The organism is Hylemonella gracilis str. Niagara R, assembly GCF_000600295.1.
Lineage (GTDB): Bacteria > Pseudomonadota > Gammaproteobacteria > Burkholderiales > Burkholderiaceae_C > Hylemonella > Hylemonella gracilis_A.
In genome coordinates this window covers 2831859-2850601 of the sequence record NZ_JEMG01000001.1, presented here as the reverse complement: position 1 = coordinate 2850601, position 18743 = coordinate 2831859, and the positions used below count along the sequence as shown (strand labels likewise).

General features: G+C 66.8%; 15 protein-coding genes. 11 read left to right on the top strand and 4 right to left on the bottom strand.

The window, feature by feature from the left end:
• Positions 1–6: 6 nt before the first annotated feature.
• The 9 genes from lgt (at position 7) to AZ34_RS13005 (ending at position 10797) form a co-directional block, all read left to right on the top strand.
• Positions 7–855, top strand: coding sequence for a prolipoprotein diacylglyceryl transferase (gene lgt / locus AZ34_RS13045; protein WP_035608739.1), 849 nt, complete (start codon positions 7–9; stop codon positions 853–855).
• 181 nt (positions 856–1036) lie between these two features.
• A complete protein-coding gene (locus AZ34_RS13040; RefSeq protein WP_035611716.1) occupies positions 1037–1702 on the top strand; it encodes a GntR family transcriptional regulator in 666 nt (221 codons plus the stop codon).
• On the top strand, positions 1699–3189 hold the full coding sequence (locus AZ34_RS13035; protein WP_035608737.1) for a malonyl-CoA decarboxylase: 1491 nt from the start codon (positions 1699–1701) through the stop codon (positions 3187–3189). The genes AZ34_RS13040 and AZ34_RS13035 overlap by 4 nt, the downstream gene beginning before the upstream one ends.
• A 40-nt stretch (positions 3190–3229) precedes the next feature.
• Entirely contained in the window at positions 3230–4231 is a 1002-nt protein-coding gene (locus tag AZ34_RS13030; protein WP_035608734.1) for a Bug family tripartite tricarboxylate transporter substrate binding protein, read from the top strand.
• Positions 4231–5007 carry an enoyl-CoA hydratase/isomerase family protein gene (locus AZ34_RS13025; RefSeq protein WP_035608731.1) on the top strand — a complete coding sequence of 259 codons (777 nt, stop codon included), beginning with the start codon at positions 4231–4233 and terminating at the stop codon, positions 5005–5007. The genes AZ34_RS13030 and AZ34_RS13025 overlap by 1 nt, the downstream gene beginning before the upstream one ends.
• Before the next feature lie 27 nt (positions 5008–5034).
• Positions 5035–6615 carry a malonate--CoA ligase gene (locus tag AZ34_RS13020; RefSeq protein WP_035608729.1) on the top strand — a complete coding sequence of 527 codons (1581 nt, stop codon included), beginning with the start codon at positions 5035–5037 and terminating at the stop codon, positions 6613–6615.
• Between the two features lie 391 nt (positions 6616–7006).
• A complete protein-coding gene (locus tag AZ34_RS13015) occupies positions 7007–7972 on the top strand; it encodes a hypothetical protein (protein ID WP_081767212.1) in 966 nt (321 codons plus the stop codon).
• A 204-nt stretch (positions 7973–8176) separates the two neighbouring features.
• A complete protein-coding gene (locus AZ34_RS13010) occupies positions 8177–8677 on the top strand; it encodes a hemerythrin domain-containing protein (RefSeq protein WP_051509809.1) in 501 nt (166 codons plus the stop codon).
• Between the two features lie 14 nt (positions 8678–8691).
• Positions 8692–10797 (top strand): catalase, encoded by a 2106-nt coding sequence (locus AZ34_RS13005; RefSeq protein WP_081767211.1) that lies wholly within the window; start codon positions 8692–8694, stop codon positions 10795–10797.
• A 113-nt stretch (positions 10798–10910) separates the two neighbouring features.
• On the opposite strand, the gene AZ34_RS13000 is transcribed toward AZ34_RS13005, so the two are convergent.
• Together AZ34_RS13000 and AZ34_RS12995 are read right to left on the bottom strand one after the other, a co-directional pair.
• Positions 10911–11354 carry a universal stress protein gene (locus AZ34_RS13000; protein ID WP_035608726.1) on the bottom strand — a complete coding sequence of 148 codons (444 nt, stop codon included), beginning with the start codon at positions 11352–11354 and terminating at the stop codon, positions 10911–10913.
• A gap of 119 nt (positions 11355–11473) precedes the next feature.
• Positions 11474–14299, bottom strand: a complete 2826-nt coding sequence (locus AZ34_RS12995) for a DNA internalization-related competence protein ComEC/Rec2 (protein WP_155831814.1) — start codon at positions 14297–14299, stop codon at positions 11474–11476.
• A 98-nt stretch (positions 14300–14397) separates the two neighbouring features.
• Between AZ34_RS12995 and AZ34_RS12990 the strand changes: the two genes are divergently transcribed.
• Together AZ34_RS12990 and AZ34_RS12985 are read left to right on the top strand one after the other, a co-directional pair.
• A complete protein-coding gene (locus tag AZ34_RS12990; RefSeq protein ID WP_155831813.1) occupies positions 14398–15756 on the top strand; it encodes a sensor domain-containing diguanylate cyclase in 1359 nt (452 codons plus the stop codon).
• Between the two features lie 4 nt (positions 15757–15760).
• Entirely contained in the window at positions 15761–16978 is a 1218-nt protein-coding gene (locus AZ34_RS12985) for a winged helix-turn-helix domain-containing protein (protein ID WP_035608713.1), read from the top strand.
• A gap of 82 nt (positions 16979–17060) precedes the next feature.
• Here the strand turns inward: AZ34_RS12985 and AZ34_RS12980 are convergent, their stop codons facing one another.
• Both AZ34_RS12980 and AZ34_RS12975 read right to left on the bottom strand, forming a co-directional pair.
• Entirely contained in the window at positions 17061–17879 is an 819-nt protein-coding gene (locus AZ34_RS12980) for a TOBE domain-containing protein (RefSeq protein ID WP_035608710.1), read from the bottom strand.
• A gap of 42 nt (positions 17880–17921) precedes the next feature.
• Entirely contained in the window at positions 17922–18539 is a 618-nt protein-coding gene (locus tag AZ34_RS12975; protein WP_035608706.1) for a hypothetical protein, read from the bottom strand.
• Between the last annotated feature and the right edge of the window lie 204 nt (positions 18540–18743).

Below are 18743 nucleotides of genomic sequence, written 5' to 3'. Positions count from 1 at the left end.
GCCGCCATGTTGCTCGCACCCCAAATCGATCCCATCGCCGTGCAGATCGGCCCCCTGGCCGTGCATTGGTACGGCCTCATGTACCTCGTGGCCTTTGGCCTCTTCTACGCGCTGGCGCGCCTGCGGCTGCGGCACCCCACCTACGCGGTGGCTGGTGGCAAGACCGGCGCAAAAGCCGGGAACAAGACGGGCGGGGCTTGGGCGCCGCGTGATGTCGAGGACATCCTGTTTTACGGCGTGCTCGGTGTCATCCTGGGCGGCCGGCTGGGTTATTGCCTGTTCTACAAACCGGCGTATTACCTGGCGCATCCGCTGGAAATCTTCGCCGTCTGGGAAGGCGGTATGAGCTTCCACGGCGGCCTGATCGGCGTGCTGCTGGCCATGGTCTGGTTCGCGCGCTCGCGCCAACGCCCCTGGCTGCAGGTGATGGACCTGATCGCCCCCTGCGTGCCCACCGGCCTGGCGGCGGGACGCATGGGCAACTTCATCAACGGCGAGTTGTGGGGGCGCGCGGCCAGCGCTGAACTGCCTTGGGCCATGGTGTTTCAGCAGAGCGGCACTTTGCTGCCACGCCATCCTTCGCAGCTGTACCAGTTCCTGCTCGAAGGCCTGCTGCTGTTCGTGCTGCTCTGGCTCTACGCGCGCGGACCGCGCAAGACCGGGCAGGTGAGTGGGGCCTTCCTGTTCGGCTACGGCGTCTTGCGCTTTGTCGCGGAGTATTTCCGTGAGCCCGACGATTTCCTGGGTCTGCTGGCTCTGGGCATGAGCATGGGCCAGTGGCTTTGCCTGCCCATGATCATCGGTGGCTTGGCCTTGTGGGTCTGGGCTGGGCGTCAGCCAGTTCAGGGGCGTTGAACATCCCGGGATGAGCCAGTCCCGGTGCGGACCGGGCTCAGGGTTCGCACCGATTCATAATTACCCATAATTATCGGAAATTACAGCTCGGTGACTGTCAGCCACTTCCGCTTCGGGTGGGCGACCCTCACCAGCGTCTGACAACACCTTGCTCAACCTGTCCGCTCCGACCGATACCCTCATGCGCGTTGTCCACAACTCCTTGCACGTGCAGGTTGCTGACACCCTGCGCCAGGAGATCTTTGCCGGCACGCTGGCGCCGGGCAGCTTCGTGGACGAGGTGGCGTTGTGCGAGCGGCTGGAGATTTCACGCACGCCGCTGCGCGAGGCGCTGAAGGTCCTGACAGCCGAAGGGCTGGTGCGGCACGAGCCGCGCCGCGGTTGTTTCGTCAACGAAGTCACCGAACGCGACCTCGACGAAATCTTTCCCGTCATCGCCCTGCTGGAAGGCCGTTGCGCGCATGAAGCCGCGCTGCGTGCGAGCGACGCCGACCTGATGGCCCTGGAGGGCCTGCACGACAAGCTGCGCAAAGCCGCGCGCGACAAGCGCATCGTCGACTACTACGACGCCAATTACGCCATCCACGAGGCCATCATCACCCTGGCCGACAACCGCTGGCTGGCCCAGGTCATCGCTGGCCTGCGCAAGATTCTCAAGCTCGCGCGCTTGCAGCAGTTGCACGCCCCGGGCCGACTGGAGCAGAGCCTGAGCGAACACCTGGCCGTGTTCGCCGCGCTCAAGGCGCGCGATGCCGAAGGCGCCGACGCGGCCATGCGCACCCATCTGACGCGCCAGCGCGAGGCGCTGCGCGAGCTCGCCCGTCAACAGAACCGGAAACTGGCATGAACACGACCAGCTGGATCAGCCGTCAGGTGACACGCCTGCTGCCGGTGGCGCGCCAGGAGCGCTTGCCCTCGGGTCAGGCCGGGGCAGTGGCCATGCGCACCGGGGGTGGTCCGGCCCGGGCGGAGACAACGCAGACTGAACGGTCCACGCGCGAGCGCCTTGCGGCCAGCCTGCGTCACAAAACCGAGGCCATGTCGCCGCGCATGCTGCGCCTCACGCTGGAGGAGTTGCGGGCCACCATCGACCCGCAGATCAGCGAGGTCGAGGGTGGGCGCCGGGCCCAGGTGCTGATCCAGCGTTACACGCGGGCGACGGTCGAGCGCAGGCGCGACATGTGGCTGCTGATGAGCGAGATGTTCACGGCCGATCCCGAGAAGGTCAAGTCGGCGCAGGCCAAGTTCGCCGCCGCCGTGGGCACGCCCGACGAGGCCGCCGCCGAGGTTCAGTACCGGCGCGCCACGGTGTCGCCGCGCCGCCGCCTGCTGCAGCGCTTCAGCGTGCTGCCCGAAGGCATCCGGTTTCTGGTGGACCTGCGCGCCGAGATGCAGCCGCATCTGAAGCAGGACAAGCGGCTGGAAGCCCTGGACGTGGAGATGGAGTACATGTTCTCCACCTGGTTCGACGTGGGCTTTCTGGAGCTGCGCCGCATCAGTTGGGATTCCCCGGCTTCACTGGTGGAAAAGCTGATCAAGTACGAGGCCGTGCACGACATCCGCAGCTGGGACGACGTGAAGAACCGGCTCGATTCAGACCGCCGCTGCTACGGCTTCTTCCACCCGCGCCTGCCCGATGAACCGCTGATCTTCGTCGAGGTCGCGCTGATTGACCACATGGCCGAGAGCATCACGCCTCTGCTCGATGAAAAGGCCGCCGCCGCAGACCTGGACAAGGCGACCTGGGCCATCTTCTATTCCATCAGCAACACGCAAAATGGCTTGCGCGGCGTGAGCTTCGGCGACTCGCTGATCAAGCGCGTGGTCGAGACCTTGAGTTCGGAGTTCCCCCGCCTCAAGCATTTTTCAACCCTCTCGCCGATACCAGGATTGCGCAAATGGCTGGGTCAGAACGCCCAACGCCTGCTTGCACTCACGCCCGAGAAGGAGCAGGCGGAGCTGGGTCGCGCCGCCGGTTTCGAGCCACCAACTGCGGCCCATCTGCTGCGGACCCTGGACCATGTGGCGACGCTGGACGCGCGCTCGCCGCTGCGGCGCTGGCTGCTGCAGTGCGCCGCCCAGTACCTGGGGCGCGAGCTTGTCGATGGCAAGCCCGTGGACCCGGTGGCACGTTTCCATCTGGGCAATGGCGCGCGCGTCGAACGACTCAACTGGATGGGGGACCCCTCGGCCAAGGGCTTGCAGCAATCCTACGGCCTCATGGTCAACTATTTGTACGATCTCAAGCGACTCGATCGCAACCGGTCCCAACTGGCCGAGGGCAAGGTTGCCGTGGCCGGGGCCATCGACGAACTGCAGTTCCGTGTGCAGTGATCCACCGCGTGGATCTTCATTTCAACAAAAGGAGACAAGCATGAACAACAACACCCTTCGGGGTTTGAACCGACGCAGCGTGCTGCGTTACGCCGCCGTAGGCCTGGCCGCCAGTCCCTTGCTGGGTCAGGCCCAGTCCAAGAACTGGCCGAGCAAGCCGGTCACCATGGTCGTGCCCTTTCCCGCCGGCGGCGGCACCGATGCCTTCGCGCGGCCCCTGTCGGCGGCCTTCAGCAAGGTCACGAACCAACAGCTCATCATCGACAACCGGGGCGGCGCGGGTGGCACCCTGGGCGCCAGCATCGCGGCCAAGGCCGCGCCGGATGGCTACACCCTGTTCATGGGCGCGGTGCACCACGCCATCGCGCCTTCCATGTACCCCAAGCTGGACTACGACATCGAGAAGGATTTCGTGCCCCTGGTGCTGGTGGCCACCGTGCCCCAGGTGCTGGTGGTCAACCCGCAGAAGGTGCCCGAGAACGACTTCAAGTCCTTCCTGGCGACCGTGCTCAAGAGCCCTGACAAGTTCAACTACGCCTCGGCCGGCAGCGGCACCTCGCACCACCTGGCGGGCGAGCTGTTCAAGCAGCAGACCGGCGCAGCCATCACGCACATTCCTTACCGTGGCGCCGGCCCCGCCTTGCAGGACCTGATCGCGGGCAACGTGGACATGATGTTCGACGGCCTGGGCTCCTCGGCCACCCACATCCAGAGCGGGCGCGTCAAGGCCCTGATGGTGTCGGGCGCCAAGCGCAATGCGGCCTTCCCGGATGTGCCTTGCGCGGCCGAGGTGGGCTTGCCCGACTACACGGTGCAGACCTGGTACGGCATCTGGGGAAGCAAGGGCATGCCTGCGGCGGCGCAGGCGCGCGCGGTGGAGGCCATTCGCGCTGCGGGGGCCACGCCCGAGGCGCAGGCGGTCTGGGCCAAGCAAGGCGCGGAATTCAGCCCGTTCACGCAGCGGCAGTTCGGTCAGTTCGTGAACGCCGAGGTCAAGCGCTGGGCGCAGGTGGTCAAGCTGTCGGGGGCCAAGCTGGAGTAATGGGCGGTCGTGTTTCCCTGACGCGCCAGGGCGCCATCGCCCTGGTCACGCTGGACCATCCCGGCAAGTTCAACGCCATGTCGCGCGCGATGTGGCGTGAACTGCGCGCGGTTTTCACGGGCTTGCAGGCCGAGGCCGTGGAAACCGCACCGCGCTGCGTGATTCTGCGGGGCGAGGGCGGCCATTTCTGCGCAGGAGGCGACATCTCCGAGTACCCGGGATTCCGCTTCGACGAAACCAGCCTGTCGGCCTTCCACGAAGACGAGGTCTGGGGCGGTCTGCGGGCCGTGCTTGACTGCGACTTGCCGGTGGTCGCCCAGATCGAGGGCAACTGCATGGGCGCCGGCGTGGAAATCGCCAGCGCCTGCGACATCCGCGTGGCGGGGGTGTCGGCCCGTTTCGGCGCGCCGATTGCCAAGCTGGGTTTTCCGATGGCGCCGCGCGAGGCGGCCCTGGTGGCCCGCGCTGCGGGCGAGGCCACGGCGCGCGAAATGCTGCTCGAGGCCGCCGTGCTCGACGCCGTAGAGATGAAAGCACGCGGTTTCCTGCAGCGTGTGTTGGCGGACGAATTCCTGGCGGACCACGCCCTGCAGAGCGCCTTGCGCATCGCCAATCTGGCACCCCAGGCCGCGCGCTTGAACAAGCAGACCTTGCGTGCGCTAGGTCAGGGGCAAGCTGCCGCCACCCTGGTGGCGGGTGCCTATGCTTATGCCGCCAGCGCGGAGCACCGCGAGGGCATCGCCGCCTTCACCGAGAAACGTAAGCCGGATTTCTGATTCCCGACCCACCGACCCCTTCCGACCATGAGCCTCGACACCAACCTCTACAGCGCGCTGCGCGCCGCCTTTCCCGCCGACCTGGATCTCCCCGCCATCGAGACCGATGGCGGCCTGGTCTATTCCTGGCGTGACCTGGACCGCGCCAGCGCCATGCTGGCCAATCTGCTGGCCTCGCTGACATTGCCGCCTGGCTCGCGCATCGCCGTGCAGGTGGAGAAATCCGTCGAAGCCCTGGCGCTGTACCTCGCCACCCTGCGCGCGGGCCATGTCTACCTGCCGCTCAACACCGCCTACCAGAGCGGCGAGATGGCCTACTTCATCGGCAACGCCGAACCTGCCGTGGTGGTTTGCACGCCGGGCAATTTCGGCTGGGTCAGCAAGCTGGCCTTCCAGGCCGGCGTGTCCCATGTCTACACCCTGGGCGAGGACCGCACGGGTTCCCTGCTGGAACGCGCCGTGCACCACAGCGACCAGCATCGGCCGGTGGCGCGTACCCAGGACGACTTGGCCGCCATCCTCTACACCAGCGGCACCACCGGCCGCAGCAAGGGCGCCATGCTCACGCACGGCAACCTGCTGTCCAACGCCCGCGTGCTGAAGGACTACTGGGGCTGGCGGACTCCCGCAGGGCCGCAAGGCCAGGGCGACGTGCTCGTCCACGCCTTGCCCATCTTCCATGTGCATGGCCTGTTCGTCGCCGTGCATGGCGCGCTGTTCAGCGGCAGCAAGATGCTGTGGTACAGCCGCTTCGACCCGAAGAAGATCATCGCCCGTCTGCCCGAGGCCACGGTGTTCATGGGCGTGCCCACGCTGTACGTGCGCATGCTGGCAGAACCCACCTTGACTCGGGAGGCGGTGCGCAACATGCGCCTCTTCGTCAGCGGTTCCGCGCCCCTGTTGATCGAGACCTTCAAGGACTGGCAGGAGCGCACGGGCCACACCATCCTGGAGCGCTACGGCATGAGCGAGACCGTGATGCTGACTTCCAACCCCTACTCCCCCGACGCGCGCTATCAAAATCAGAGCGAACGGCGCGGCGGCACCGTGGGCTTTCCCCTGCCGGGCGTCGAGCTGCGCGTGTGCGGCGACGACGGCGTGGCGCTGCCCGCCGGGGAGATCGGTGGCATCCAGGTGCGTGGCCCGGGTGTGTTCAAGGGCTACTGGCGCATGCCCGAGAAGACGGCGGAAGAGTTCACGCGGGATGCCCAGGGCAAGTCGTGGTTCAAGACCGGCGACGTGGGCAAGGTGGATGAGCGGGGCTACGTCACCATCGTCGGCCGTGCCAAGGACCTGATCATCAGCGGCGGCTACAACGTCTACCCGGCCGAGGTCGAGAGTTATCTGAACGACCTGCCCGGCGTGATGGAAAGCGCTGTGGTTGGCGTGCCGCATCCGGATTTCGGGGAGGTCGGCGTTGCCGTGGTGACGGCAAAGCCAGGTGCGACGCTGTCTGCCGAGGACCTGATCGTCACCCTCAAGACCAAACTGGCCGGCTACAAGATACCCAAGCGTTGTTTCGTCGTGCCCGAGTTGCCGCGCAACGCCATGGGCAAGGTGCAGAAGAACGTGCTGCGGGAGCAGCACAAAGGCCTGTTCATCGCCTAGTCCTGGCGCGAAGCGAGCGCCGTCTTGCACTGCGCTTGATGAACTGATCGCGCGCACGCACTGTTCCAAAGTGCGTGGCCTCTTTCAAGATCCCATAGCCTCGCTTTCCGCCCCGCCGGCAGGCCTGCCGTGGACATGAGCTCCGATGCGGCCAAACCCATCCGCTCGCCGTCGATTTTTTCGAGGCGTCAGGCCTGGGTGCATCGCGGGCCATGGAGGCGCGGCAGCGCGGCAACGCGCTCGCATGCAGTCCACCTTATTTGCAGCCACATGCCGCGGAACGTGCGTTTTCCCACATACAGATGCGTGCCGTGGCACTAAGGTCCGGTTTCGTCGTCGTGCGGACCACCGTTCTCATGTCGCTTTCTGCAATTCAAGGATCGGACTTTCCATGGCCACTTCCACAGCGCTTCCGGGCGAAAAATATCCCTACGTCCGCGACAAAAGCGGCGACGACCCGGTTGATCGCCTGCAGGCCTGCAGCGCCATTTCCTGGGGCGCCATCGTGGCCGGGGGGGCTGCGGCAGCGGCGTTGTCGCTCATTCTTCTGATCCTCGGCGTGGGCCTGGGTCTGTCCTCCGTTTCGCCCTGGTCCGGAGCGGGCATTCAAGCCGACACTTTTGGTGTGTCGACCATTGTCTGGCTGACCTTGACGCAGTTGCTGGCATCTGCACTCGGCGGCTACCTGGCTGGTCGCCTGCGTGTCCGCTGGACCGGCGTGCACCGGGACGAGGTCTATTTCCGTGACACCGCGCACGGATTCCTGTCCTGGGCCGTGGCATCGCTGGCGACCGCCGCATTGCTCACGTCCACCATTGCTTCGATTCTGGGCAGTGGTGCGCAAACGGCCGCGTCCGCCGTCGGTGGTGCCAGCGCCATGGCGGTGGAGGCGACCGTGGGCGCACGGGGTCCAGCCGATGCGGGTGAGGCCTCGCTGCGCTATTTCATCGACACCCTGTTCCGGCGTGATCTGGCCGCATCCACGGCAAGCACCGCCGAATCACCCGCACCGGACGCTGGTGCGCGTGCCAGCAATTCCGAACTGGGGGAGGCGGCGCGCATCTTCATGAACGCGAGCCGCACACAGCCCCTGCCACCGGAAGATCTGCGCTACCTGGCCCAGATGGTCGCCCAACGCACGGGGCTGTCGCAAGCGGAAGCGGAAAAACGCGTGAGCACCAGCTACGCCCAGGCCCAGTCACGCCTGAACGAGGTCGAGATTGCAGCCCGAGAGGCGACGGACCAGGCGCGCAAGGTGTCCGCCTATGCCGCGTTGTGGTTGTTCGGGACCTTGCTGATCGGTGCATTTGCCGCCAGCTGGGCCGCGACCCTGGGCGGCTGGCAGCGCGACAACTGACGCCCCCGGAACACTTCTTCAACCAGGAGATCCCATGCGCTCGCTGCTCTTGTTCTTCCTCGGGATTCCGATCCCCATCATCATTTTGATTGCCCTGTTCGTGCGCTGAACCTGCGCTGAACCGATCGTCTGACAGAGCGGGTCCCTGTACCCACAGGCCCGCTCTTCCACCCCAACACCGATTCATTGTTCCAAGGATCTCCCATGATTGCTTCCAAGAAAACGACCGCACCCTCACGCACGCCAGCCCAGGCCGGGACCGGCTCTCAGGACGCCATCGCCCTGCTGAGGGCGGACCACGCGGAGGTCAGCGCCTTGTTCGCGGACTATGAAAAGCCGCACACCAATTTGCAGAAGAAGGCCCTGGTGTCCCGCATCTGCGCTGCCCTCAACGTGCACACGCAGATCGAAGAGGAACTCTTCTACCCCGCCATCAAGAATGCCTTGAAGGACAAGCTGCTCGTGCCGGAGGCCGTGGTCGAGCACACCGGGATCAAGCGCCTGATCGGCGAAATAGAAGGCGCGGAACCCGATGGCGAGATGTTCGATGCCAAGGTCAAGGTGCTGTCGGAGTACGTGAAGCACCATGTCAAGGAAGAGCAGGGCGACATGTTTCCAAAGGTGCGCGGCATGGACATCGACATGCAGAAGCTGGGAGCCCAGATGCACACGCGCAAGGCTCAACTGCTGGCTGCGGCGGGCTGAGCCAGGGCACTGCCATGACCAACACCACCAAGTCCTCTGCATCTCCTTCCCGCAAGCCGGAGGCCACGGCGGACCCCGCAGCGCACACCGTCCTCGTGACCAACCAGGGGGTGCCGATCGGCGACAACCAGAACTCGCTCAAGGCGGGGCTGCGCGGGCCGGTCCTGCTGGAAGACTTCATCCTGCGCGAAAAAATCACGCACTTTGACCATGAGCGCATTCCTGAGCGCATCGTCCATGCGCGGGGCTCCGCCGCCCACGGCTATTTCGAGGCGTACAAGGCCTTGCCCGATCTCACGCGAGCCGCCCCGTTCCGGGAGGCCGGAAAGATCACGCCGGTGTTCGCGCGCTTTTCCACCGTGGCCGGGGAGCGAGGCTCCGCGGACACGGCCCGCGATGTGCGGGGCTTCGCGGTCAAGTTCTACACCGACGAAGGCAACTGGGACCTGGTGGGCAACAACATCCCGGTGTTCTTCATCCAGGACGCCATGAAGTTCCCTGACCTGATTCATGCCGTCAAGCCCGAGCCCCACCATGGCATGCCCCAGGCGGCGTCGGCGCACGATACCTTCTGGGACTTTGCCTCCCTGAGCCCGGAGACCACGCACACCCTGATGTGGGTCATGTCCGACCGCGGCATTCCGCGCAGCCTGCGCATGATGCAGGGCTTTGGCGTGCACACCTTCAGGCTGGTGAACGCGCTGGGGAAGTCGCATTTCGTCAAGTTCCACTGGAAGCCTCTGCTGGGTACCCATGCCCTGGTGTGGGACGAGGCGGTCGTCCTCGCTGGCGCCGACTCGGACTTCCATCGCCGCGACCTGTGGGAAGCGATCGAGGCCGGAGAATTTCCGGAATGGGAGCTGGGCCTGCAGGTGTTCACCGAGGCCCAGGCGGAAGCTTTCAGCTTTGATGTGCTCGACGCGACCAAATTGATCCCCGAAGAGTTGGTGCCGGTCACGCCGGTGGGGCGCATGGTGCTCAATCGCAACCCCGACAACTTTTTCGCGGAGACGGAGCAAGTGGCGTTCTGCGCCGCGCACGTCATTCCCGGCATCGATTTCAGCAACGATCCGCTGCTCGCGGGGCGCATTCACTCCTACATCGACACGCAGATCTCGCGCCTGGGTGGTGTGAACTTCCATGAGCTGCCCATCAACGCGCCCAAGGTGCCCATCCACAACAACCAGCGCGACGGCCTGCACCGCATGGCGGTACCCACGGGCCGGGTTGCTTACGAGCCCAACTCGCTGGGTGGAGGCTGTCCGTTCCAGGCGGGTGCCGCCGGCTTTGCATCGTTTCCGCAAGCCGTGCAGGACGACAAGGTGCGCGGCAAGCCCGAGAAGTTCTCCGATCACTACAGTCAGGCCACCTTGTTCTGGGACAGCCAGACACCACTGGAGCAGGCCCACATCGCCGCCGGCTTCCGTTTCGAACTGAGCAAGCTCACGGTTCCGGCCATCCAGGAGCGCATGGTGGCGTCGCTGGTGAACGTGTCACGCGATCTGGCTGGCACGGTGGCCCAGGGGCTGGGCATGAAACTGCCTGCCGCGCTGGCGCGCGCGCTCCCTCGCGCGCCCAAGCCGGAGGTGGCCCATTCCCCGGCGCTGTCGCTCACGGCATTGCCGGGGGACGGCGGCATACGCACGCGCAAGGTGGCGATCCTGGTGGCCGATGGTGTGCTCGGTACTTCTGTCGCCACGGTGGTGCAGGCCCTGAAAGCCGCCGATGCCGTGCCCTGCATCATCGCCAAGCGCTTGGGCGAGGTCGCCACATCCGACGACACCGCATTGCAGGCCACGGGGACCTACGAAAACAGCTCGCCCGCGTTGTTCGATGCCCTGGTCCTGGCCGATGGTGAAACCGGGGTGGCGGCAATGAGCCAGACTCAGGCGGTTCAGGACTTCATCCACTCCCACCACAACCATGGAAAGACATTGCTGGTGCTGGGGCTGGCCGAAGTCCTGCTGGAACAGGCGGGCATCCGCATGTTTCTGCCGGGTGGTGCTCCCGATCCGGGCGTGATCCTGTCCGCCCCTCACAGCGTGGCGCAGGAGACGGCGAACTTCATCCACGCGATGGGGAAACACCGGCACACCGAACGCCTGCTGGCGCTGCTCTAGCCCTGGCCACCATCAGCTCGGTCTTGCCCTGTCATTCACTGCGGGGCAAGACCGTATCTGCGCGAGCAGGAAGGCGGGAATGTTCTGGGGGCCGCCGCGGCCCCCCATCGCGCTCAGCGCAAGACCAGTACCGGCACCGCCGAGTGCGTCAGCACCTGCTGCGTCTCGCTGCCCAGCAGCAGGCGCTTGAGGCCCTTGCGGCCGTGCGAGGCCATCACGATCAGGCTGACCTTGTGCTTCTTCGCGGAGGCGATGATGGCTTCGCTGACCAGTTCGGCCTTGACGACTTGGCCCTTGGCCGTCACCCCCTTGGCGCTGGCGGATTTCACCACCGCGTCCACCACGCCCTGCGCCTGCGCCGCCCATTGCTTCTCGATCTTGGCAATGTCGGTGGCCGGCAGCATCAACCCACCTTCGTAATACGACTGGGGATAACGCGGCACGACCTTGAGCGCGACCAGTTCCGCGCCGCTGAGCTTGGCCAGGCCGATCGCGTGCGTCACGGCTTTTTTCGACAGGGTGCTGCCGTCGGTGGCAACGAGGATGCGCTGGTACATGAGAGCTCCTTTCGAGGGTGTGTCGGACAACGACCCGGCCATTGTGGGTCGTATTGGCCGGTTTGGGGGCATCGTCGGCCATTTTCCAGCTCGTCGATTTGATCTGCCGCAAACTTTTTTCAGAAGCGGTGCTGCCAGTAGCGCGGATCGGCCACCCGTTCGCAACGCAGCTGTCTGGGTTGGTCGGAGCGCCAGTGGGCCGCGCCGCAGCGTGGGCTGTCGTAAACGGTGATGCCGCGCGCGCCATAACGCGTCAGCACCTCCGGCGCCGGATGGCCGTAGCGGTTGCGGTAGCCCGCCTGGACCAGGGCGATGCGCGGGGCCACGGCGTCGAGGAAGACCTCGGAACTGGAAGTCTTGCTGCCATGGTGCGGCACGAGCAGCAGGTCCGCCGCCAGCCAGTCCGGCTCTTGAGCCGCTTGGGCCGCGAGCCGCAGCTCCTGCATGCGTTCGATGTCACCGACCAGCAAGGCCGTCTGCGGTCTCGCGCCTGATCCGGTCGTGGCGGCGCGCACGCGCAGCACGCAGGACAGGGTGTTGGCGCGGGGCGTGCGTCCGGCGATCAAGCCATAGTCCACTGCGCGCGGATGCAGGATGTCGAAACGCACGCCATCCCATTCCCAGGATTGACCCGCCTCGCAGCGCAGCGCCTGGCGTCCGGCGCGCAGCTCGTGCCCGGGGTCGAGGGAACTGAGCAGCACCGCCCGTGGATGCGCCGCCATCACGGCGGGCGCGCCGCCAGCGTGGTCCGCGTCGCGGTGGCTCAGCAGCAGCGCGTCCAGGTGCACGCCCAGGCCGCGCAGCAAGGGCACGAGCACGCGCTCGCCTGCGTCGCTTTCGCTGGTGTAGCGCGGCCCCGCGTCATAGAGCAGGGCGTGGCGCGCGGTGCGCACCAGCACGGCCTGGCCTTGGCCCACGTCTGCGGCCAGCAGCTCGAACTGGCCGGGCGCGGGCGTGGGCGGCTGCCACAGCAGCACCGGCAGCAACAGCGGCACCCCCGCGAGGCGCAGGCTCCAGGGCAAGCGCAGCACCAGCAAGAGGCCGCCCGCCGCCGCAGCCAGCGCGCCCCAGATCGGCGCCCGGGGTGCGCTGTAGGTCGCCAGCGGCCATAGCGCCAAGCTGGCCAGCCAGCTGTTGAGCCCTTGCACCGCCCAGGCTGCGGCGTCCCACAGCAGCGCAGTGTGGACGGCCAGTGCTTCGGCCGCCACGCCCAGACTGCCCAGCAGCGCCAGCGGCGTCACGACCAGCGTCACCCAGGGAATGGCGACCAGGTTGGCCAGCAGGCTCACCAGCGACATCTGGCCGAAGAACAGCAGGGTCAGTGGCGCCAGCGCCAGCGTGACCACGCCTTGCTCGCGCACCAGGCGCCACAAGGATCGCAAGACGCGTGCGCCCAGCGCCATCAACTTGTGGCCGCCCGATGCGCCAGCGTCCCGCGTGGACCGTGCAAGCGCGTCGTCCGGGCGACCGTTGGCGAACAACACGCCCACGGCCACGAAGCTCAGCCAGAAGCCCGCTTGCAGCCAGGCCCAGGGGCTGACGGCCAGCACGATGGCCGCCGCCGCCAGCCAGAGCTGAGGCCAGGGCCAGCGCCTGCCGCTCAGGCGCAGCAGCGTGACCACGGCCAGCATCAGCACGGTGCGCTGCGCCGGCACGCCCCAGCCGCTGAAGAGCGCGTAGGCGGTCGCCAGCAGCAGGCCCCCCAGCAGACCGGCTTGCGAGGCGGGCCAGCGCAGGCACAACTGCGTGCCCAGCAGGGGCGTATGACGCCACAGCGCACCCACCACGCCGGCGGCCAGCCAGGCGAACAGGGTGATGTGCAGGCCGGAAATGCTCATCAGGTGCGCCACGCCGGTCGCGCGGAACACGTCCCAGTCGGCACGGGTGATGGCCTGCTGGTCGCCGGTGACCAGCGCAGCCACGACGCCGTAGGCATTGCGTCGGTTCATGGCCTCGGCGCGGTCCTGCGTTGGTTCCGATGCGAAGTCCGTGGCCGGGAGCAGGGCAGTCATTTCGCTGGGCCGTGTCGCCGGGGGCTCGAACTCGGCCGGGGTTCGGGCGGCGGCGGTGGCCGGGCGACTCAGCGGCAGCACCGGTGTGTAGGCCGGCGCGCGCCGCACGATGGCGTCACGCACCTGCTGGCGCGCCTGTTCGATGCCCTGGGGACTGCTCCACCAGGCCGGGCTGGGGGTCAGCAGGGCCGGTACCGGGTCGCGGCGCGTCGTGCGCACGTAGCCGCTGGCTTGCAGGCCTTGTTCCCACATCCACAGCTCGTAGTCGAAACCGTGCGGATTGCGCGCGCCGTGCACCGCGCGCAGTCGCGTGTTGAAGCGCCAACGTTCGCCCGCCTGCAGATCGGGGGCCTGGATGAAGGGTTCCAGCAGGGCGCCGTTGTCGTCGCGCCAGGCGCCGTACCAGCTCAGCATCAGCCGCTCGGGCACGCGCAGGGTTGGAGGCAGGGGGACGGCGCGGCCTGCTTCAAACAGCTGGGCCGATTCGACCTCGAACAGAAAGCGCGTGCCGTTGTCCGTGCGTTGCGGCATTGCGGCGATGCGGCCCGTGAGCGTCAGGTCGCGGCCTTCCAGCGCCGGGCTCAACGCCTGCTCCTGCAAGCGCAGGGCACGCAGCCCAGTGCTGGCGTAGGCCAGCAAGGCGGCGGCGAGCAGGGCCAGCAGGGGCGCGGCGAAGGGCGGGACGGTCCCGGCCCGGGGCGGGGCTGGCGTGGCGACGGCGGGGAGCGTTCTCAGGCTGCGCAGGCTGGCCGTCAGTAAGGCCAGGCCAGAGACCGCCAGCAGGACGTAGCTGACCCAGGGCCACAGCGTGCCTTGCTGCAGTTGCGCGGCGATGCCCGCCAGCCAGCCCAGCAGCGAGGGCGTGAGCAGGCGGGCCGGGTGGGCTGCAGCGGTGCGTGGGGTGTTCGTGGGCGTGGCTGCGGACATGGACATGGGCCGATGCTAAGGCAGGCCGGCCCCGGGTCCGCGCAGTCGTACTTCTTGATGCACCTTGACATCTGCCCCGCATGGTGTCGCTGTACCATCTTGGGATGAAAGAGCTAGGAACGGGTGGCGAGCCCGGCGAGGGTGCCGGCAAAGTGGCCGGCGCGTCGGGCTCGCCGCTGGACCTGCTGCGCGGCGAGAACATGCGCCTGCGCGAGCAACTCGACAGCGCGCAGGAGCAGCTGTCCGGCCTGCGCACGCAGTTCGACCGCCTGCTGAGTGAAGCCCGCCTCAACCAGGCCAAGTTGCGCCGTTTTGACCAGATCGAGCGCCAGTTGATCGCCGCGCCGTCCTTGACCGCGCTGGTGCAGGCCCTGCTGGTGGATTTTGGCGCGCTGTTCGAACTCGACGCCGTTACCCTGGCCCTGGTGGACCCCGAATACGAAGCAGCACGCGTGCTCAGCGAAGGGTGGAGCGAGGCCACGCAGGCCGCGCTCGACGAGGACGAGGCCGGCGCCGACGCGGACCCAACTACCGACACGCGCTCCACCGCCCCGGCGCAGGGCTCGGAGCCTGCCACGCATACCACCACCCGCACCGACTGGTTCGCCCGCCTGCTGCTCCTGGGCAGTGGACAACTGCTCAAGCAAATCTACGCGCGGGGCTGGCGCCCCCTGCTGGGTTCCCCCGAGCCCGCCCAGGCCGCCTTGTTCCAGGGGGTGGCGGTGCGGGGCTTGGGCAGCACGGCCTTGCTGCCCTTGCTGCACCGCGGCGAATGCATCGGCAGCCTGAACCTGGGCAGCCGTGACGCGGCCCGTTTCTCGGCGGGCAACAGCACCGACTTCCTGGAGCGCCTGGCCGCCCTGGCGGCCATTTGCCTGGACAACGCCCTGGTGGCCGAACGCCTGAAGCTGGTGGGCCTGACGGACGCGCTGACCGGCGTGCACAACCGGCGCTACTTCGAATCGCGTTGCCTGGAGGAAGTCAAGGCCGCCCAACGCAGCGGTCAGCCCCTGGTCTGCCTGCTGCTCGACGTGGACCACTTCAAGCGCATCAACGACAACCACGGGCACCCGGCGGGCGACGCCGTGCTGCGCCAGGTCGGGCAGATCATCCGTGGCCAGTTGCGCGGCAACGATGTGGTCGCGCGTTACGGCGGCGAAGAGTTCGTGCTGCTGCTGCCCGACACCCCGCTCGACGGCGGGGTGGAGACGGCGGACCGCATCCGCCTGGCGATCGCCGCCGCCCCCATGCAGGTTCAAACGGACGACGCCCAGCCCCTGCACATCACGGTCTCGCTGGGCGTGGCCCAGTTGCAGACCGAGGCGCGCGACCTAAGCTCGCAGGGGGCCGCGCCCGCTCGCTCCAGCGCCGTGGACAGCATGAAGCTGCTCGTGCGCGACGCCGACCAGGCCTTGTACGCCGCCAAGCAGGCCGGTCGTAACCGCGTGCAGGCGGCGCGGTGATGCCGTGACGCTGCATCTCTCGCTGGCCGCTGCCCGCGCGCTCCACCTGGCCGCCCAGGGCCTGCTGACGCCGCCCCGCAAGAAGGCGGTGAAGGCGGATGTGCTGGCCGCCATCGAGCGCATGGCCTTGCTGCAGATCGACACCATCCAGGTGGTGGCGCGCAGTCCCTACCTGGTGCTGTTCAGCCGCCTGGGGCCCTACGATCCGGCTTGGCTGGAGCAGACCCTGGCCGAGGGCGCCATTTACGAGTACTGGGCGCACGAAGCCTGCTTCGTGCCGACCCGCGACTACGGCCTGCTGCGCCACCGCATGCTCGATCCTTCCGGCATGGGCTGGAAGTTCTCCGTGCGCTGGATGGAGACGCACCACAAGGACATCGAAGCCCTGCTGGCGCACATTCGCGCGCAGGGGCCGGTGCGCTCGGCCGACTTCGAACGCAAGGGCGCGGCCAAGGGCACGGGCTGGTGGGATTGGAAGCCCGAGAAACGGCACCTGGAAGTGTTGTTCACGACCGGCCGCCTGATGGTGGCCGAGCGCCGCAACTTCCAGCGCGTGTACGACCTGGCTGAGCGCGTGCTGCCCGATTGGGACGATCGCCGTGACCTGCCCACGCCCGAGGCGGCGCAAGCGGCCATGGTGCGACGCTCCTGCCAGGCCTTGGGCCTGGTCAAGGCGGGCTGGGTGGCTGACTATTACCGGCTCAAGCGGGGTAAGTACGACGCGGCCTTGCACGCCCTGGCCGACGAGGGGGAATTGACGCCGGTGCGCATCGAAGGCTGGAAGCACGATGCCTTTGTGCACGCCGATCTGGTGCCCCTGCTGGCGCAGGCCGAGGCCGGTGACTTGGTCTCGACCGTGTCCACCTTGCTGTCACCCTTCGATCCCGTGGTGTGGGACCGCAAACGGGCAGTGGAGCTGTTCGACTTTGATTACCGCCTGGAGTGCTACACCCCGGCCGAGAAACGCAAGTACGGCTACTTCGTGCTGCCCATCCTGAGCCGAGGCAAGCTGGTGGGGCGTCTGGACGCCAAGGCGCATCGCAAGCAAGGCGTGTTCGAGGTCAAGGCCTTGTACCTGGAGCCAGGCATGCGGACCAGCCAGCGGCTGATCGGCGACATCGGTGTGGCGCTGCGGCGCTGCGCCCAGTGGCACGGCACGCCGACGATCACCGTGGGTGATGCACCGGTGGGCATCGCGGCGGCCTTGAGCGGGGCGGCGTGAGCAGGGTAAGCGCTGATCGCCAACCGCGTTAGCGCCTTTCGGTCGCCTCTGCGTGACAACTCAGCCAGCGCTCGGCAAGCGTCTAGTCAGTGGCGGCGATCACCACGGCTGACTCGTCCAGGCCGATGGTCGCCGTTTGGCCCGCCCGCAGGCCGTGGCCGGCCGCCGCGAAGCCCACGATGTGCGGGCCGGAAGCCCCAGACTTGGCGGACAGGCGCAGGCTGACTTCACCCCCCGCTGCAGCCCGCGAGGCGCGTGTCACCACGCCGGCCCACACATTGGTGGCGTCCAACGCGTCGGCTCGTGCGCGCGCGGGCTGGCCCGTCACACGCACCGCCGTGGCCTTGCACAGCGCCAGCACCGGCAGCCCCGGGCGCAGGCCCAGCAACTGGGCGCTTTCACGGGTGATGCGCGCGTGCAGGGCCAGCGGCGCCTCGCCCTCGCGCGCCAGCAGCAGTTGCACCCGCACCTGGCCTTGCACGGGGCGCAGGGTGCCGACCGTGCAGGCGAACTGGTTGCGCATGCTGGTGCGCAACGCGGAAGCCGCGCGGCTGGACGCCGCACCCGTGGCGGCGCCGTCACCCGCCTTGCTGTCCAGACTCGCCAGGGCCTGCTGGCGCGCGCGCGCCAGCGCATCGGCGGCCTGCAGCACGCGCTGGCCCGCGGCGGTCAGCGCAGCGCCGCCGCCGCCGCTGCCCCCCACGACTTTCTCGACCAGGGGCAGACCCGCGAGGTTGCCCAGCGTTTCCAGCGCCTGCCAGGCGGCCTTGTAGCTCACGCCCGCGCCGCGTGCGGCCTCCGAAATCGATCCGACCTGGCCGATGCGGCGCAGGATGTCGATGCGCTTGTCGCTGGCCTCGAAGCCCAGCACCTCGGCCAGCGGCAGTGCGTTTTTTTTCATGCTCGAATCGAGGTCAACCGGGTCCGTGGTGATGTGGCCTGATTAGCGCTTCTTTCGTGGATCCGTCTTGCTCCAGTTCAGAACACCTTTTTCAAGCGTCAAACCACTCGTTTGCTCGAATGCAGCCTTGGCTACTGGCGTCATTTCCGCGAAATCGTCCTTGACCGTGCTTTCATATTCCAGGTCGCCAACATTGATCTTGAAGTTCATGGCCCTCTTGAAGGCATTCGTCTTGTTCTTGGTGACGATGGTTTCCACCTTGCCAAGATAAATGGCTTTGCCGGCAGGGGCGGTGAATGAGGCCTCGGTGTAGCGTGAGAAATTCAGTTCAACGCCCACGGTCACATTGCCTGTGGTTTTGGAGCCCGCCAGCCAATATTCTTTGAGCCGGTAATTGCCCGCTGGAACCATGACACCCTGTGTTCCGGTGACGTACAGCTCGAATTTTTTACCGTTCTCGTTTTCAAAAAGGAAGATGTTGCTGACGGGAATGTTGGAGGTGGAGACGTTGTTTGAAGCGGAAATGACGACGTAGCTCTGCTCGCCTTTTGCAAATTTTTCCTTGTCAAACTCTGGGTTGACGGGGGGCCGGAAGAGACCACAACCGGAAAGAATGAAGGAGATGGTCGCGAGCAAGACGATTGAAGCTTTGTTTTTCACTGGTGTTTCCCTTGGGTGTTTGCTTTCGCGAGATTCAGGATCCATTCTGAATTCACGCCTGTGGATGCTAACTCACGCGATCTATGTTTTTCGCCGCATGTAGCGCGACTTCAGAGTCTTGGTGCGAAACCAGCCGTGGTTCATTGAGTTTCTGGGCTCTTCCTATTCGTTGTTCATGTCATGAATAGCGGTTCACTTGCTTGT

What these genes read in the sequence shown, in the direction of transcription:
- lgt (WP_035608739.1), top strand. Translation starts at nt 7, where the DNA reads ATGTTGCTCGCACCCCAAATCGATCCCATCGCCGTGCAGATCGGCCCC.
- AZ34_RS13040 (WP_035611716.1), top strand. Translation starts at nt 1,037, where the DNA reads ATGCGCGTTGTCCACAACTCCTTGCACGTGCAGGTTGCTGACACCCTG.
- AZ34_RS13035 (WP_035608737.1), top strand. Translation starts at nt 1,699, where the DNA reads ATGAACACGACCAGCTGGATCAGCCGTCAGGTGACACGCCTGCTGCCG.
- AZ34_RS13030 (WP_035608734.1), top strand. Translation starts at nt 3,230, where the DNA reads ATGAACAACAACACCCTTCGGGGTTTGAACCGACGCAGCGTGCTGCGT.
- AZ34_RS13025 (WP_035608731.1), top strand. Translation starts at nt 4,231, where the DNA reads ATGGGCGGTCGTGTTTCCCTGACGCGCCAGGGCGCCATCGCCCTGGTC.
- AZ34_RS13020 (WP_035608729.1), top strand. Translation starts at nt 5,035, where the DNA reads ATGAGCCTCGACACCAACCTCTACAGCGCGCTGCGCGCCGCCTTTCCC.
- AZ34_RS13015 (WP_081767212.1), top strand. Translation starts at nt 7,007, where the DNA reads ATGGCCACTTCCACAGCGCTTCCGGGCGAAAAATATCCCTACGTCCGC.
- AZ34_RS13010 (WP_051509809.1), top strand. Translation starts at nt 8,177, where the DNA reads ATGATTGCTTCCAAGAAAACGACCGCACCCTCACGCACGCCAGCCCAG.
- AZ34_RS13005 (WP_081767211.1), top strand. Translation starts at nt 8,692, where the DNA reads ATGACCAACACCACCAAGTCCTCTGCATCTCCTTCCCGCAAGCCGGAG.
- AZ34_RS13000 (WP_035608726.1), bottom strand. Translation starts at nt 11,354, where the DNA reads ATGTACCAGCGCATCCTCGTTGCCACCGACGGCAGCACCCTGTCGAAA.
- AZ34_RS12995 (WP_155831814.1), bottom strand. Translation starts at nt 14,299, where the DNA reads ATGTCCATGTCCGCAGCCACGCCCACGAACACCCCACGCACCGCTGCA.
- AZ34_RS12990 (WP_155831813.1), top strand. Translation starts at nt 14,398, where the DNA reads ATGAAAGAGCTAGGAACGGGTGGCGAGCCCGGCGAGGGTGCCGGCAAA.
- AZ34_RS12980 (WP_035608710.1), bottom strand. Translation starts at nt 17,879, where the DNA reads ATGAAAAAAAACGCACTGCCGCTGGCCGAGGTGCTGGGCTTCGAGGCC.